The sequence below is a fragment of the Paenibacillus sp. JT31N17 genome (assembly GCF_056269255.1).
The window spans coordinates 397,466-412,957 of the sequence record NZ_JBWDNP010000001.1 but is presented as its reverse complement, the minus strand read 5'-3'; the positions used below and the strand labels follow the sequence as shown (position 1 = coordinate 412,957).

Genomic DNA, 15,492 nt, shown 5'->3' with positions numbered 1-15,492 from the left:
CATCCCACCCGCTGCCTGTGCGTTATCCATGTACTTCGTGATTGTCTTTATTATACATCTTTAGGCTAAATCAATCAAAACAGCGCCTCTGGACAAGGGCACGGCAATGCCATTATTTCAGCCAACGGGGCGCCCACCAGTTCCATTTGCCAAGCCAATTCATAAGGGAGGGCACCAGTATCAGGCGAATTACCGTCGCGTCGACAAGAACAGCCGCTGCAATGCCAACACCCAGCTGCCGCACACCGGCAACCTCTCCGAAAGCAAATGGAGCAGTGACTGCAACCATAATTGCGGCAGCCGAAGTAATAATTCTGCCTGTTGAGACAAGTCCCCATCTTACCGAGTACTCATTATCGCCTGTTTGCCGATGGATCTCATAAATCCGCGATACCAGAAATACGCCATAATCCATGCTGATGCCAAAAGCCAGTCCGAATATAAAAACAGGAATCATGATCGCAATGCTGCCCGGAGCAATACCGAAGAATCCTCCCTGGAAGACCCAGACGAGAATGCCGAATGAAGCGCCAATGCTCATAAAATTCATCAGAATCGTCTTGAGGGGAATCAGAACGGAGCGGAATGCGAGGAACAGCACGGCAAAATTGGAAACAAAGATAAATGCCAGAACCTGATGGATATGGTCAAAGACCGCATCGTATACCTCCTGCTGATACTTCGCTTCTCCTCCCAACAGGAAGGGGCTTGCTGATGCAGCCCCCCGCTGCTCCCACTCCCTGAGCCAGGACATCACTTCACGTGAAGAAGGCTCTCCGGCGAGCATCACTTGAAGCGACGGATATCCCCCCTGGAGCTCATCCACCCGCAGCACACGGGGATCGGTTTTCAGTGCGAGGGTAAGCGGGCCGGCATCGATCGGATTCCGTTTGTTCTGCTCCTGCCGCTCCTCCCCGTCCACGATATAGACAGTTGAAACGGAAGGGGAAATAAACTCGGCTTGATAAACATCGAAGGCCAGGCGGGACTTATAGTCAGGCGGCAGGGAACCGGCATCCGGGACCGCGAGCTTCATACCTGCAGCAGGCAGAATACAGACGCCCAGAAGGAAGAACGCCAGCAGAGCAGACCGGCGTGGTCTGTTCATGATAAAGGAAGACCATGCAAGCCAGATAGGGGTCCTGCGGATTGTCGGTGCAGAGCTCCGCTTCACCTGAATCGCAGGCCACAGCATGGCCAGCAGTGCCGGAACCAGCGTTAGTGCGGCCAGCGCCGACACAACAAGCACCGTCATGGCCCCGATAGCGACAGTCGTAAAAATAGGCAGCGGGATAAATAATATCCCGAGCAGTCCAAAAAACACGCTTAGAGCGGAATACAAGATTGCTCTCCCTGCGCTTTTCATCGTTGTGATCATCGCTTGTTCCACTACCGCGCCGCTCGTCAGCTCTTCCCGGAAACGGCTGACCAGCATCAAGGCAAAATCGATACTAAGGGCAAGTCCCACCATCGGGATTACATTCAGGACAAAGTTCGACAGTCCGATCTGGGTTCCGGCCATGTACATGATCCCCATAGAGCCTGCAACCACCGTTAATCCAACCATCACAGGGATGACGGCCGCTGCGATACCACCGAATGCGAGCAATAAAATGATAAAGGCGGCAGGGATTCCGATTGTCTCCGCCTGTCTCATATCATGCTCGCTTGCCTGGTTGACATCGGCCTGCACCGCCGCTTTCCCGGTTATGCCAACGGCCATATCCCGGTCAACCGGCAGCCTGCTGCGCAAATCCTCCAGAACGGAGGCCCGATCGCCGATCCCGATATCGGAAGATAGAACCGCGTAGGCATAATTCCCCCTCATTCTTCCGGCCCCGTCAAGCGGGGACCATGCTTGACCCACTCCTTCTGCAGCTTGAAGCTGCCGCATCGTCCGCTCAATGAAGCGTCTGAATACTTCCGGAGATACCGATGCTCTCTTCTCGAATACGAGAATAACAGGCTCCTCGGGGATATGAAAGTCAGCTGCGAGAATCCGCTTGACCTGTTCACTGGCTCCTGCCGGAGATAGGCCGTGATCCTGCAGAACACCAGGCAGCCGGGAAGCAAAGAACCCAAAAAAGGCCAGGAAGAACGCCCAGAGGAGAAGGATTATTTTCGGATGGCGAAGCGACATCACCGCAAGCAGATGGAAGCCCATAACCATGCTCCTAACGGATGTATTTCTAAGAATGATCGCTCAATCTCGTTGCCTGAACCATGCCGAATGCCAGCCGGGGCGTAAATTGCGCTGCGCCCAATACCAACCGGGGCAGCACAGGGACGCCGAACATCCATTGAAGCCGTCTTCCCCATCGCAGAGGACGCCGGAACTCGCGAAGAACCGATTGTGTGTAGAGATGCTCCCACTCCTGGAGAGAAATTTTCCCGCGCAGATAGCCGCCAGCAAGCGGCGCGCACAGCTCTGCCGACCGCAAAGCCATTGACATGCCGTCGCCGCATAATGGCGGAATCATGACCGTTGCGTCGCCCACCTGGGGAACAGCATTCCAGGCCAGCAGCTCCCGCTTCAGATTGACCGGCGCGACAGCCGCTTGCGTGCCCGCAGCCGGAACAGCATGGGCCAGACGCCCGGACAGCCGTAAATTTCTGCCGGCTGCGGCATGGATCATTCCGAGAACGGATTTGTCTTCTGTATGCCCGAATGTTCCTTGCCGCAGAAGAGCGGCTGCATTGACATAGCCGTCCTCGACCGGCGAAATTCCCAGATACCCGCCAGGGAAAAAATACAGCTCGACAACCGGCTCCTTCCCGATTCCCGAAAAATGGGACTTCACCCCTATATACCTGTCCTTTATGGAACGCTCGGGCTGACCGCTGCCGGGAAGACCCGAGCGCGGATTAGCGCCCCATGCGGCAATGACAATCCGCGCCTGATAGGTTATCCTTCGCTTGCCCTGCCTGGCCTCAACGAGGTATCCCGGTCCGCTTGTATAGACGGACGTCACGGTTGTGTCCGTCTGCACCTGGACACCGGCCCGCAGCGCCCCGCGGTGAAGCTCGGAGTCCAGCCGATAGCGGCTTATTCCAAGCGCCGTTCCGGGCAGCGGAATTTCCAGCTGCTTCCCGCGATTGAAGATCAGACGCGTCCGGCTGATCAGGACGGGACCGATCTGATCCAGCGCTTCCTGCAGGCCCAGCGCCTTCAGCATGCTCTGGGATTCCGGAGAGAGAAATTCGCCGCACACTTTATGGCGGGGAAACGAATGCCGGTCAACCAGCAGCGTGTTCCAGCCCTGCCTGGCCAGCGACAGGGCCATGCTGCTTCCGGCAATTCCCGCCCCCAGCACAATGGCGTCATACATCATTCTTTCCAACTCCTATGGAAGGATCGGTTAGCGTTTGTCTTTTGAATGACAACGGCATATCGGAACAAAGGCCGCCATGAATAAGTCATCTGGGGATTTTCAAGTGCGAGTTGAAGCTTCCTCCAATCGGATGAGCGAAAGCCTTTTGCCACCGATAATGGTCCATCATGCCTGATATACGGGTTTTTGGAAATCAGCCGCGCCGTAAGCCATACCGCCGACCAAGGTATAAAGTGGCGGTGAATGTCATTGATCACAACTCCGAGCCGCGATACGTCAAGCAGCCTTTCCACCACCCCGGGGAGCTCGTCCTCCGGAAAATGGTGAACAAACTGCGTTCCCGTAACCACATCCGCAATGCCTTCCTGCAGGGCAAACAAATCCTTCCGGATCACCTTGACCCGCGGTTCGTTCCGGAAGAGTATTCTGGCTTCCACACAGGCTTCCTCCGTAAGATCAACCAAAGTGACGGTCATGGCAATCTTGTTCCTGTCCGCCCATTTCAGAAGACGGGCGTTCACATCTCCCGAGCCGGAGCCCGCATCCAAAATGGACAAGGAGGCCGGCCTTCCCGCTTCCACCCATAATCGTCTGACTCCGAGGAGTGTAGGCGCCGCAGCCGCGAAGATCCGGTTCAAGCGGCGCAAATGCCGCAGCGCCTCGCGCAGCTCCGGCCCGCCTCTTGCGAAGTCATCCATCAGTTCCGGCTCGGCGGCGCGCTGCCTCAATCTTTTAAACACTTGAACTCGCAACAGGCTGCTGTTCAATAATGGTGGCCGGCAGGTAGGTGAATTTGATTATTTCCACCGTAAGCCCTGGTCCGAATGCCAGCGCAAGCCCGCTTACCCGGCTTGAACCGGCTGCTTCCAGCGTCCGCCTCATCTCGTCCAGCACGAACAACAATGTGGCTGAGGATACGTTCCCGTAATCGCGAAGCACGGTCCGACTCGGCGCCGTCTGCTCGTCTGTAAGCTCGAACGCCTCCTGCAGGGCATCGACAATTCCCCGGCCTCCGGGATGGATCGCCCATAATTCAGGCATAACGTCATCCGGCAGCAGGCGCTTCACTTCCGCTGGAATAACTTGTCCGATCAATCTGGGGATAGCCGTGGACAAATACAGATCGAAGCCGTGAACGCCAACCTCCCAGACCATCTCCTCGGACGAGTCCGGCAGCAAGGCGGAAAGCTCCTCTCCCAGCTGGAACAAACCCTTGTGGGCGGCACGAGCCGGACCGACAATACATGCGGACGCTCCATCGCCGAAGAATGAAGCAGCGTAAAGCGCTTCCCTCTTGCTGGAGGGCTGGATATGCAGCGTACATAGCTCGACACTGACGATTAATATGTGTGCCGCTGGATCTCCAGCAGCAAGCTGCCTCGCGAGACAGATGGCTTTCAATCCGGCTGCGCAGCCCAGAAAATTGAGCGGAATCCGGTTGACAGTAGAGCTGAGTCCCAACTGCTTGGTTATCGCCGCGTCCATACCCGGAAGAAACTGTCCCGTGCAGCTGACTGTAATCAGGTGGGTTATCTCAGAAGGCGCAATACCGCCGTCCTGAAGGGCAGCCCTTGCGGCTTTCATCCCTAGAGGAACGGACTCCCGCTTGTATATTTGCATCCGCTGGGCGGTAGATGGCGCTTCAACAGTGGAATTATGCGGAAAATAACGGCAGCTATCTGCATCCTGCAGCAAATTCGGCTCGCAAGTATAGCGTGTTTCTACAGCGCACTGCTTAAAAATCCGTTTGGCCCAGCGTCTGGAATCGGAATGATCCCGGAGCGCATCGGACAGCCGCTGCGAAACGTCATTTTGATCCATTTTATAGTCCGGGACGGCCGTACCGATCCCCAATATCGCAATAACCGTAGTTGTCTGCTCCATCACCAGTATCAGTCCCTCCTGCTTGTTTGCATGCCTTCCCCGTGTTTTAAGAGGGGCTGGACATGCCGCTAACTCTATCTATTCCTATTCATTTTTCCCGCATATATGACAGTCATCACAGGCAGGGCGGCTTGCTCCAGGTATGGATAAAGGTATAAAAACAGGAAGAAGTACGATACTGGTAAGTAAAACAAGATTATGGAGATCGATGTTTATGAGCGCAAATTCTTATTGGTACCTGGGCTTGGCCATTCTGAGCGCGGCTCTTCTCCTCTATATCTTCATCAAAAAAAGAGAAGTGCGCGGCATGCTGCTGTTCATAGCCATGATCGGCTTTGGATATATGATTGAGACCATTATCTATACATTTCTGGGAAGCTATCAGTATTATCCGAAATTCATAAAAGATAACGCTTATTTCGACAGCAATTTAGGCGCTAAAGCCTCAAACGCCCTGTCCCTGCCGATCATTGCCGTATTCCTGGCGTCTTTTCAGCTGGGCTGGATCTGGATACTGGTGTTTACCGGGATGTTTGTCGGAATCGAGTGGTTGTTCCGGGAGCTTCATATCTACGCTGATAACTGGTGGCGGCTGGGCTATACGGCTATTGGTCTTCTGGTTTATTTCCCCTTTGCCAAATGGTTGTATCATAGCATGTTCCGCCCTCTGAGCGGATTTGTTCTCGGACTTTTGCTTTTCCTGATTGCGTTGGCGATTTGCGATACTTTGAATATTGTTCCCATTATGGCCTTCTCGAACCGGGTTTATGAGCCTGGCTGGTTCCAGAATCCGTCCCATGATATATCAGCCTTCGGAACGGTCTATTGTATTAGTATCAGTCTTTTCACGGTGATGATTGTAACCCGGTACTGGAAGCATACGTGGGTGAAATACCTGTTCGCCCTGCTGTGCATCATGGGTGTGGAAATGGTTCTGAAGGCAGCGGGAATCCAGCGGAGCCTCGTCTGGTGGGATGAGTGGTACTTCCTGCTGATCAATTTCGGCTTGCTCGCCATCACTCAGGCGATCTGCAATTACTTGATGAAGGGACCCCCGATTTGGAAAATGTAAGGGGTATGACTCTCCGATTAAATGGCTGCCGCTGCTGCCGCTGCTGCTTCAACCTCAAAAAAATAGCAAATAAGCATAGCGGACTGCCCGAAGGCAGCCCGCCATGCTTATTTTGCGACATGATTTGGCATATTCAGTGGGCTTACGTTATTGAGCACCCTGTAACGGGGAGTGCAAACATCGCTGCTGCCCAGCTTCATGTCCTGCATGGGAACCCGGCTTACAAAGCATCAATAATATCGCCCGCAATGAGCGAAGCATTGGACCATCTGGATGCAGCGGCCCGATCCCCCGCCATACCGTGCCAGTATACCCCGAGGGCAGCGGCCTGAATCGCATCCAGACCCTGGGCGAGCAGGCTGCCGATTATACCTGCAAGCACATCCCCCGAACCCCCGGTAGACATCCCGGGATTCCCCGTCGTATTGACATAGACATCCCCATCTGGAGCCGCTACCACCGTCCGAGCCCCTTTAAGCACAACAATCACATCCTGCTCCCTGGCAAAGCTGCGCGCAATCCCGATCCGGTCACGCTGCACCTCCGGCGTGCTTAACCCGCACAGCCGCGCCATTTCGCCGGGATGCGGCGTAATAATCGTCGCTGCTTCCCGCTGCTGCCAGGCAGCCGGAGCCTGCGCACTGTCATTTGCTTCAACAGACAGATCCTTAGACCTTTCATCCGCGAGCTTCCTGTAATCGGCCCACATATTGAGCGCATCGGCATCGATAACCATCGGCGCTTCGACGCCTTCCCACAGCTCCTGAAGCCATTTCGCGTCGCCCTCCCATCTGCCGAGACCCGGCCCGATCACGACCGCCTGCTTTCCCTTGGCCGCTGCGAGCAGATCCGGTATATGCGCCGCACCCCATTGTCCGCTCCCGCCATCGTCAAGACCAAGGAGCATCGCTTCCGGCAGCACTCCCATCATTTCCGGCGCCAGACGCCCCGGCAGCGCCCAGCTGACCAGCCCGCTGCCGCCTCTTAATGCGGCTTTCGTGCACAATACGCCCGCGCCGCTCATTGCAGCGGAGCCGGCCAGAACCAGCACATGACCATATGTGCCTTTATGGGAATCCTGCGGCCTGTTTTGGGGAAATTGCAGATTTAATTTGAAGGACAAGCCGGAGGTATCCAATACATATGTATTTACGCCAATAAACTTGGCCAGATCCTCCGCGATGCCGATAGAACGAACCACGACCCTGCCGGCTGCTTCGGCTCCCGGGTGCAGCAGCAGACCGCGCTTGGTATATGCAAGCGCCACGGTCAGATCCGCCTTCATGCAAGCATCGGATACCGCTCCGGTATCCGCATCCAGCCCGCTTGGAATATCTGCCGCAATAATGGGCAGTCCGCTGGAATTTGCCGCCCGAATGAGCGAAGCGTACGGTTCGCGGGGCTCGCCTGTCGTCCCGGTTCCCAGCAAGGAATCAATAATGCCGTCCCAGCTGCGCCAGGAAATTTCCCAGGAACCGTCTTCATTCACGGCTTCCGGAAGCTCTGACAAGCCGAGCTTCCGTACAATATCCCGCTGCAGCGCCGCTTCAGCCTTCAACTCATCAGGACGCACCGCGTAAACAATACCCACTTCATACCCCATCTCAGCCAGATGTCTTGCACAGACAAGACCGTCCCCGCCGTTGTTCCCTTTGCCGGCAAGAATCAGCCAGCGGAACCCGCTGCCTTGTCCATTCCGGCCGCATTCCTTGCCCTGCTTGCGTGCAAATTCCACCGCTTCCTCCGCAATCGCCCGCCCGGCATTCTCCATCAGAACCATTGCCGGCAGGCCGGTCGCTTCAATGGCATGCCTGTCTATTTCCCTCATTTCTGCTGCTGTAACCAGATACATTTCATTCACTGTCACCGGATAACCCCTCCTTTCTTCTTTGAACTATTCATCCCCGTTTCCGGCTGAAATGAACCGTACAACCCGAATCCATCCATTATATCCATAAGCGGCAAAGGTCAAAAAAGCCCAAACCTTCCGGCAGGAAGGTTTGGGCTCCGTACGATTGCCAAGCTGTGACCGGGGGTTTTAGTTCTTGACAGCCTTCACCCAGTCGGCAGCGAATTTCTCGATGCCTTGGTCTGTCAAAGGATGTTTCGTCAGCTGCTCGATAACGCTGTATGGGATAGTCGCAATATGCGCGCCAGCCATCGCTACGCGGGTAACGTGATCCGGGTGGCGGACGGAAGCGGCGATGATTTGCGCATCCAGATTATGCACGCGGAACAGCTCAGCGATTTTCGCGACCAGCAGGACGCCGTCTTCCGAAATATCGTCCAGGCGGCCCAGGAACGGAGACACGTAAGCCGCGCCTGCACGGGCGGCGAGCAGCGCCTGGTTCACGGTGAAGATCAGCGTTACATTGACTTTGACGCCTTTTTTGGCGAGGTAGCGGCATGTTTCCAGGCCTGCAAGGGTCATAGGGACTTTGATGGTGACATTTTTGTCGCCGCCGTTTATTTTGATCAGCTCATCGGCCTCGGCTTTCATATCTTCAGCAGTGATCGCGTCTGGCGTTACTTCTGCGGAAACAGATTCAACCTCAGGCACAAGCTGCAAAATTTCGGCAATGCGGTCTTCGAATTTGATGCCTTCCTTGGCAACCAGGGACGGATTGGTCGTAACTCCGGACAAAACTCCAATTTTGTATGCTTTCTTAATATCCTCGATATTTGCACTGTCAATAAAGAATTTCATTTCCCTAACCTCCAGTATTTTTGTCTGCTCACGGCTTGTCCAACGGATTCAAGCACAAGAATACCTTGCATGAACAATGTCGCATCATCAATTATTATAGAACATATGCCAAAATAATGTAAGGGCGGCTAGGATGGCAGGCGGAAGAGAGCAAACGGCTCGCCGTAACGGAATGAACGGCTGAGCTCGTCCAGCTCTGCCCCAAGCCCGGCACCGATGGCAAGCGGAACACTTGCCAGATTCTCGGTAAGCTGCCCGGCTTTAGTAGCCCCGACAATAACGGTTGAGACTGCAGGCCTGCGGATCAGCCAGGCGATCGACAGCACTCCGGGGCTGTACCCATGGGCCTCCGCCAATCGTGCGACCTCCTGCCCCAAACGGATCTTGTCGCCGCCGAGATATCTTTTGAAATTGGGATCCTTATCCGCCCGCGAGCCTTCCGGCGCCGCTTCCGGTGAATTATATTTGCCTGTCAGAATGCCCCCCGCCAGCGGGAAATAAGGAATGATGCCCACGCCCTGATCGAGGCACATCGGGACAAGCTCATTCTCAGGAATGCGATCCGCCAGGGAATAACTGACCTGATTGGATACAAAACGGTTGAGTCCCGACTTCTCCGAGATGCCAATCGCCTTCATCAGCTCCCAGGCGGCATAATTGGAAGCCCCGATATAACGGACCTTCCCTGCACGCACCATATCGTCCAAAGCCCGCAGCGTTTCTTCAAGCGGCGTATTGGGATCAAATGTGTGGATTTGGTAAAGATCAATATAATCGGTCTTTAGCCGTTTCAGGCTTGCTTCCAGCTCCATCATCAAATGATGACGGGATGAGCCTCTTTCATTGGGGCCTTCACCCTTTACAAGCCCGGCTTTGGTTGCCAGTACGACCTGGTGCCGATGCCCCTCCAGCGCCTCACCGATTATTTTCTCGGATTCGGATTTGGTGTAGATATTCGCGGTATCGATAAAATTGATTCCATTGTCCAGGGCGTGATGAATAATTCCCATGGATGCCTCTTTGTCCGCTCTTGTACCAAATGAATTCGTGCCCAGCCCCAGAACGGAGACCTTCACTCCGCTTGCCCCAAGATAACGATATTCCATACCATCCACACTCCTGTCCAGATATGTAAAAAGCTCCAGAGCTTTATCATACCCTATTTGGTCAGAACGAGTGAAGACGTCCATAGAGAAATGAAAACCTTCAATTGGATCGGATCTATTATTATACGCGGCTGATCAAATAATACCTAAATAGCAAGCTACTGCTTTTAAAAAGGCTTGCTGATCATAAAGAACAAAATTACAACGGGGGCAAGCGTCGCCAATGTCCCAAATACCGCCCAATACGCGGACATTCTCCGGTATGCTGGCGAAACCCCGCCGCCGCTGACCGCTTCGGCGCTTAGCCTGATCATTCCCCTCTGAAGCGGCAGCAGCACCGCTGCCCACAGAATGCCCGTGATAACGAACAAAATCAACGAGGCTGTCAGCCAGCTCATCCCCCACATTGCGTAACCTGACTTCACTGCCATCATGATGCCGGATACCACGATCAGCACAAGTCCCGGCAGCGTAAATGCATAATCGGCCAGCATCACATTCTTTGCCGTCTGGTGAATCATGGCCGCATCGCCCTTCACATCGGCCCGAACCTTCCAAAATGCCGCTGTTATAATATTGCCCAGAAACAGCACGCAGCCGATAAGATGAATGAATAAGAGAAGCTTCATGGCTTGTCAGTCCTCCTTTTTGCGTCCGGGCTGCAGAATCCCGGATATAAACCCGGCATATTCTTTCGTGCCAAAAGCGGAATCCGCGGCCCCAAAGAAGCTCCGCACCCGCAGTCCAAAAGTAATCAGCTCAAACAACTCGGCCGTTTGATCCGGATCAAGGCCAGCAGGAATAACTCCGGCGTTCTGGCCTGTTACTATCCAGCTTTTGGAGGTTGCCACCGCCTGGTTATAAAATTTGCCGACGATTTGGGCAACCTCCGGCCGGTCGCTTTTGCCGATTAAATACATCAGAATGAGATTGGCCGCGTCATTGCGGTTCTCCAATTGTGCAAATCCGCTTGAAATGGTATTCATCGGTCCATCGAATTCCTTCGTCCCTGCAGCTTTCATGAAATTCTCGTTCTTCTGTTCGAGCTTTGCTTCGAGTACTTGGGCAAACAATTCGTCTTTTCCCGATACATAATGAAATATGGCCCCTTTGGACAGCCCGGAGCGCTGCATAATATCGTTCAGGGTCGTTTTGCTGCAGCCTTGTTCCAGAATCAGCTCCTCCGTTGTCTCCAGCAGCAGCCGCCTGGTCTGTTCACGCCGGTCTTCCTGTTTCATCCTTAAATCCGTCCTTTCTATTGTCAGGTTGTCACAGCCTGCAGCGGAAGCCACCCGGCCAGTATGACGGCAGCCAGGAAAATAATTTGCAGTCCCGTTCGCGGAACCAGCGAAAATACCGGCTTGCCGCCAAGCGTGAGCTTGCGATTGGCTGCGTATACGTTTGCCGGAAACATAGCCAGCAGCATGAGCGCAAGAGCGGCCGCAGCAATGGCTGCCGTCGCGGGTATGACCATCCCTACGGCTCCGGCAATTTCCAGCCATCCGGTCAGCGTAACTATGAATGCAGGGCGGGGCAGCCTTGGAGGAACCATGGCAATCAGTTCCCTGCGAAGCTTCCCCCAGTGCCCCGAGGCAGTCAGCAGAAACATCACTGCCACCGCAAAGCGGAGCGCAATCCCCCAATCATTCACATATTCCCATCCTGACCACCCGATTATCCGAAAAACAAGAAAAGAACCCATAAGACCAATAAGCGGCGCCATGCTTCCATTCACCATCCTTAATCGAATCATATTATACCGTTATTATATATACCGACCATCGGTTTGTAAATAAGAAATCACATATTTTTCTTCCGTTTTATCGTTTATGGTATCCAAGTACAGCTCCTTCAAAGCTGGAAGGAGAAAGCCCTCAGGATCCAATGATCCTGAGGGCTTTCTCTCTTGTGAACCGGCACCGCCTCGCGATGGCCGCTTAATTCTGTGCGTGGAGTTCGATCCGCTCGCCTGGTGCCAGCACCTGGCCTCTCAAGCCTTGTTCCTCCAGAGCCTTGACGAACGCGCTCCCGTCCTGGCGGATAGGCGGGAAAGTATCGTAATGAACAGGTATGGTCAGCTTGGCGCCGTACCACTTTGCTGCCTGTAGAGCATCCTCCGGGTCCATTGTGAAATGGCCGCCGATTGGAACAAAAGCGACATCGATCTTATAACGCTCGCCGATCATCTTCATATCGCCAAATAATGATGTATCGCCAGCATGAAGAATCGTCAGTCCTTCGGCACGGATGATATAACCCGCCGGCATCCCTGCGTACATGATCCGCTGCTCGTCCTCCAGCACGATACCCGAGCTGTGGAAGGCCTGTATCATTTTGGCCTGCGCGAAGCCAAGATCGAACGTCCCGCCCATGTTCATGCCAACGGTTTTGACGCCTTTCCAGGACATGTAGGTCGCAAGCTCTACAATGGCAACGACCGGAGCGTCGTTATTGCGGGCAATCGGCTCCGCATCCAGAATATGATCCCCATGCGCATGCGTGAGCAGAATCGCGTCGGTCTTGATCTCCTCCGGCTTGATAGCTGTGAGCGGGTTGCCGCTCAGGAAAGGATCAATCAGCAGAGACTTGCCTTCCGTTACAAGCTGTACACAAGAGTGTCCATGAAATATAATTTCCATTGTTTTATATCCCTCCATCCTGCTTATGGTTCAACGTAATCATACCTATAAAAAGCCCCCGAGATCAAGTTGATCCCGGGGGCTTCACGATTTCTACATGAATGATGAATCAGGCCTGCTCCGGCAGCGAGATTTGACCCAGTGCTTCTCCGGCCTCGTGGGCCAGGATTTTACGCGAGGCAATATCCCCCAGCGCTACGATGCCGAGCAGCCGTCCATTGTCCACTACGGGAAGTCGGCGGACCTGCTCTTTTGCCATAATCCTGGCCGCTTCCTCTATCGTCGTGCTTGGCAATATTGTTGTGATGTCCTTGCTGACGATCTCGCCGACCGTCACCGACTCGTCCTGATGATCCGCATAGCCGCGGATAACCAGATCGCGGTCCGTAATGACGCCTGCCAGTTCCTTGCCCTCGCCAATGACCGGAAGAAAGCCGATATTGCGTTCTTTCATAAGCAGGGCGGCATCATGCAGACTGGCATGGACCGGCACCGTGACGCAGTCTCTGGTCATAATTTCCTTCACGCCTTCAGAGTGGCTCAGCAGACTTTGCAGCTCCGACAATTTGCGCCGGGACACCCTCAGGACGGTCTCCGGAATCGGCGATTCATAATCCAGGCCATGCGGGAAAGTGGCTCTGCCAATATAGGCGTCTCCCAGCTGCAGCACCGCATAAGGAGATTCCAGCTTGCCCTCAATGGCTCTGGCATTGAAGCGGAGAAAATAATCCTCGCCATCGGATTTTTCTTCTATTTTCAAATCATACGTAGCCCGTGTATATTCCCACTGCCAACGAACGAAACCAAGCTTCGTCGTTACTTCGTCCAGATAAGCAAGATCATTGACAATTCCTTTAATGCCCGCATTTTCAATAATCATACGAAAAACCTCCTAAAGCATTTTTTGCTGCTTACGCGCCAATACTTCCTTCTACTCCTACATTACTTTAGAATCATCCCTCTGTATGCGGCCAATTAGGGCTAAACTGTGCCCTTTTCATGGCTATTGTTTGAATTTTTCGATAAGAGGAGAAGGAAACGCCAATAAGCTGCCTTATATGCTGAAGACAAGGCTGTCCAGCCTCAGAATTTTATCGCTTTCCAGCAGGCATCAACGGTTTGCTGGAGCTGAAGCTCGTTGAGCGGATACTTCTGAATGTGGAACCCGCGGACGATGGAAGAAATAATGCCATGCACAATCTGAATCGACATATACGGCTCCATATCCTGGAGAATGCCAAGCCTTTGCCCTTCATGGATGACGGATAGCAGCTCCCTGATTCCCCCGTCCTCATTCAGATTTCGCACTTCAGGAGGTATCGATGAGGAGAAAGAATAACTGTCGACGAAAATGAATTCACGTGAAAAATCCCGCGCATACTTCAGGTAATTCTGCACCAGACATTTGAATCGCGCATACAAGCCTGAGTCGGGATCGTAATCAATCAGCAGTCTGCTGCTCATATTCAATCTTGAATTCTTATACAGCTCGTTGATTAATTGCTCTTTATTTTCAAAATAATTATATACTGTCCCGGCGCCGACCGAAGCCCTCTTGAATATTTTGGCGAACGTTACAGAGTCCAGCCCTTCCTCGACAATCAAATCAAGCGTAGCCTCCATAATATCTTCCAGCTTGCTCATCAAACTTCCCCTTCCAGGCAAATGGCTTTGGAAAAAAGATTCCAACGATAACCCGTAACGACCCGAGATCTATACATTATTGTATTGGAATTTAAATTCCGATTTATTTCTGAGTTCATTATACCCATACTGATTCCAGAAGTCAAAAAGAGACAAACAAATCGAATTTATAGCTTATTTAAGAAAATCCTTGACATTCACACTTAGAAGTTATACATTTCTTGTGGAATTTAAATTCCAAAATGAATGGAGTGATCATCATGCAAAAACAAGTTGTGCTGATTACAGGGGCTTCTTCTGGGATCGGCGAAGCGGCCGCTATCCGGCTTCATAACAAAGGGTTCACAGTGTATGCGGGTGCAAGAAGGGTTGAGAAGATGCGTCATCTGGAGCAGGCGGGAATTCATTTGCTGGCGCTTGACGTATCGGATGACGGATCCATGCAGGATGCGGTAGCGCATATTATTGCGCAGGAGGGCCGCATCGATATATTGATCAATAATGCCGGATACGGCTCATATGGCGCTTTGGAGGATGTGCCCCTCTCGGAGGGAAAATACCAGTTTGAGGTGAATGTTTTCGGCTTGGCCAGATTGACGCAGCTGGTGCTGCCCTATATGCGGAATAATCAATCGGGGAAAATTGTGAATATTTCCTCTATCGGCGGCAGAACGCATGAACCGCTGGGCAGCTGGTACCATGCTACCAAATATGCGGTTGAAGGGATGAGCGATTGCCTTCGTCTCGAGCTTAAGGATATGGGAATCGATGTCATTATTATTGAGCCCGGAGGCGTCAAATCGGAATGGAGCGGGATCGCGAGCGATTCACTGCTGAAGGTATCCGGACATACCGCGTACCGGAAGCTTGCGGTCATGAACGCCAAGCTGATGGCTTCGTCAGGCGGCAGCACCTCCGACCCGGATGTCGTGGCCCGGACCATTGAGAAATCGCTCCTGGCGAAAAAGCCCAAAACACGTTATTTGACAGGTTCCTTCGCGAGATTTTTTATTTTTATGCGATTCATATTGACGGATCGCGGCTATGACCGTTTTCATATGTTCTTTACGACCAGAATGGCAAAATAGAGCTGCGGCACGCAGCGGTA

15 protein-coding genes and 1 pseudogene are annotated in these 15,492 nt (G+C 53.2%); 2 read left to right on the top strand and 14 right to left on the bottom strand.

The genetic code is table 11. The features are described from left to right. Positions 1–112 precede the first annotated feature (112 nt). Genes AC0YOB_RS01830 through AC0YOB_RS01815 form a run of 4 tightly spaced genes read right to left on the bottom strand, consistent with a single transcriptional unit; the run spans position 113 to position 5,216 of the window. Entirely contained in the window at positions 113–2,164 is a 2,052-nt protein-coding gene (locus AC0YOB_RS01830; RefSeq protein WP_475791289.1) for an MMPL family transporter, read from the bottom strand. Between the two features lie 25 nt (positions 2,165–2,189). Beyond that, on the bottom strand, positions 2,190–3,332 hold the full coding sequence (locus AC0YOB_RS01825) for an NAD(P)/FAD-dependent oxidoreductase (RefSeq protein ID WP_475791288.1): 1,143 nt from the start codon (positions 3,330–3,332) through the stop codon (positions 2,190–2,192). Continuing rightward, complete coding sequence (locus tag AC0YOB_RS01820) at positions 3,329–4,072, bottom strand: methyltransferase domain-containing protein (RefSeq protein ID WP_475791287.1); 744 nt, start codon at positions 4,070–4,072, stop codon at positions 3,329–3,331. Before AC0YOB_RS01820 ends, AC0YOB_RS01825 begins: the two co-directional genes overlap by 4 nt. Continuing rightward, positions 4,065–5,216 carry a type III polyketide synthase gene (locus tag AC0YOB_RS01815; RefSeq protein ID WP_475792282.1) on the bottom strand — a complete coding sequence of 384 codons (1,152 nt, stop codon included), beginning with the start codon at positions 5,214–5,216 and terminating at the stop codon, positions 4,065–4,067. Before AC0YOB_RS01815 ends, AC0YOB_RS01820 begins: the two co-directional genes overlap by 8 nt. 214 nt (positions 5,217–5,430) lie before the next feature. Between AC0YOB_RS01815 and AC0YOB_RS01810 the strand changes: the two genes are divergently transcribed. Further along, a complete protein-coding gene (locus AC0YOB_RS01810; RefSeq protein WP_475791286.1) occupies positions 5,431–6,288 on the top strand; it encodes a hypothetical protein in 858 nt (285 codons plus the stop codon). 220 nt (positions 6,289–6,508) lie between these two features. Here the strand turns inward: AC0YOB_RS01810 and AC0YOB_RS01805 are convergent, their stop codons facing one another. From AC0YOB_RS01805 to AC0YOB_RS01760, 10 genes and pseudogenes are all read right to left on the bottom strand, one after another. Further along, positions 6,509–8,140, bottom strand: coding sequence for an NAD(P)H-hydrate dehydratase (locus AC0YOB_RS01805; protein ID WP_475792281.1), 1,632 nt, complete (start codon positions 8,138–8,140; stop codon positions 6,509–6,511). Positions 8,141–8,326: 186 nt separating this feature from the next. After that, positions 8,327–8,995, bottom strand: coding sequence for a fructose-6-phosphate aldolase (gene fsa / locus AC0YOB_RS01800; protein WP_475785461.1), 669 nt, complete (start codon positions 8,993–8,995; stop codon positions 8,327–8,329). 128 nt (positions 8,996–9,123) lie between these two features. Further along, positions 9,124–10,101 (bottom strand): aldo/keto reductase, encoded by a 978-nt coding sequence (locus AC0YOB_RS01795; protein ID WP_475791285.1) that lies wholly within the window; start codon positions 10,099–10,101, stop codon positions 9,124–9,126. A gap of 167 nt (positions 10,102–10,268) precedes the next feature. Further along, complete coding sequence (locus AC0YOB_RS01790; RefSeq protein WP_475791284.1) at positions 10,269–10,730, bottom strand: DUF2269 family protein; 462 nt, start codon at positions 10,728–10,730, stop codon at positions 10,269–10,271. A gap of 6 nt (positions 10,731–10,736) precedes the next feature. After that, positions 10,737–11,339 carry a TetR/AcrR family transcriptional regulator gene (locus AC0YOB_RS01785; RefSeq protein WP_475791283.1) on the bottom strand — a complete coding sequence of 201 codons (603 nt, stop codon included), beginning with the start codon at positions 11,337–11,339 and terminating at the stop codon, positions 10,737–10,739. A 23-nt stretch (positions 11,340–11,362) separates the two neighbouring features. Then, entirely contained in the window at positions 11,363–11,824 is a 462-nt protein-coding gene (locus AC0YOB_RS01780; protein ID WP_475791282.1) for a DoxX family protein, read from the bottom strand. A gap of 214 nt (positions 11,825–12,038) precedes the next feature. Continuing rightward, a complete protein-coding gene (locus AC0YOB_RS01775; RefSeq protein WP_475791281.1) occupies positions 12,039–12,740 on the bottom strand; it encodes a metal-dependent hydrolase in 702 nt (233 codons plus the stop codon). Between the two features lie 109 nt (positions 12,741–12,849). Beyond that, positions 12,850–13,254 carry a CBS domain-containing protein gene (locus tag AC0YOB_RS01770; protein WP_475792280.1) on the bottom strand — a complete coding sequence of 135 codons (405 nt, stop codon included), beginning with the start codon at positions 13,252–13,254 and terminating at the stop codon, positions 12,850–12,852. 24 nt (positions 13,255–13,278) lie between these two features. Further along, positions 13,279–13,620, bottom strand: a pseudogene (locus AC0YOB_RS01765) (YugN family protein); the annotation flags it as partial. Positions 13,621–13,823: 203 nt separating this feature from the next. After that, entirely contained in the window at positions 13,824–14,384 is a 561-nt protein-coding gene (locus AC0YOB_RS01760) for a TetR/AcrR family transcriptional regulator (protein WP_475791280.1), read from the bottom strand. 260 nt (positions 14,385–14,644) lie between these two features. Here AC0YOB_RS01760 and AC0YOB_RS01755 point away from each other — a divergent pair, with 260 nt between their 5' ends. Further along, positions 14,645–15,472, top strand: a complete 828-nt coding sequence (locus tag AC0YOB_RS01755) for an oxidoreductase (protein ID WP_475791279.1) — start codon at positions 14,645–14,647, stop codon at positions 15,470–15,472. The last annotated feature ends 20 nt before the right edge of the window (positions 15,473–15,492 follow it).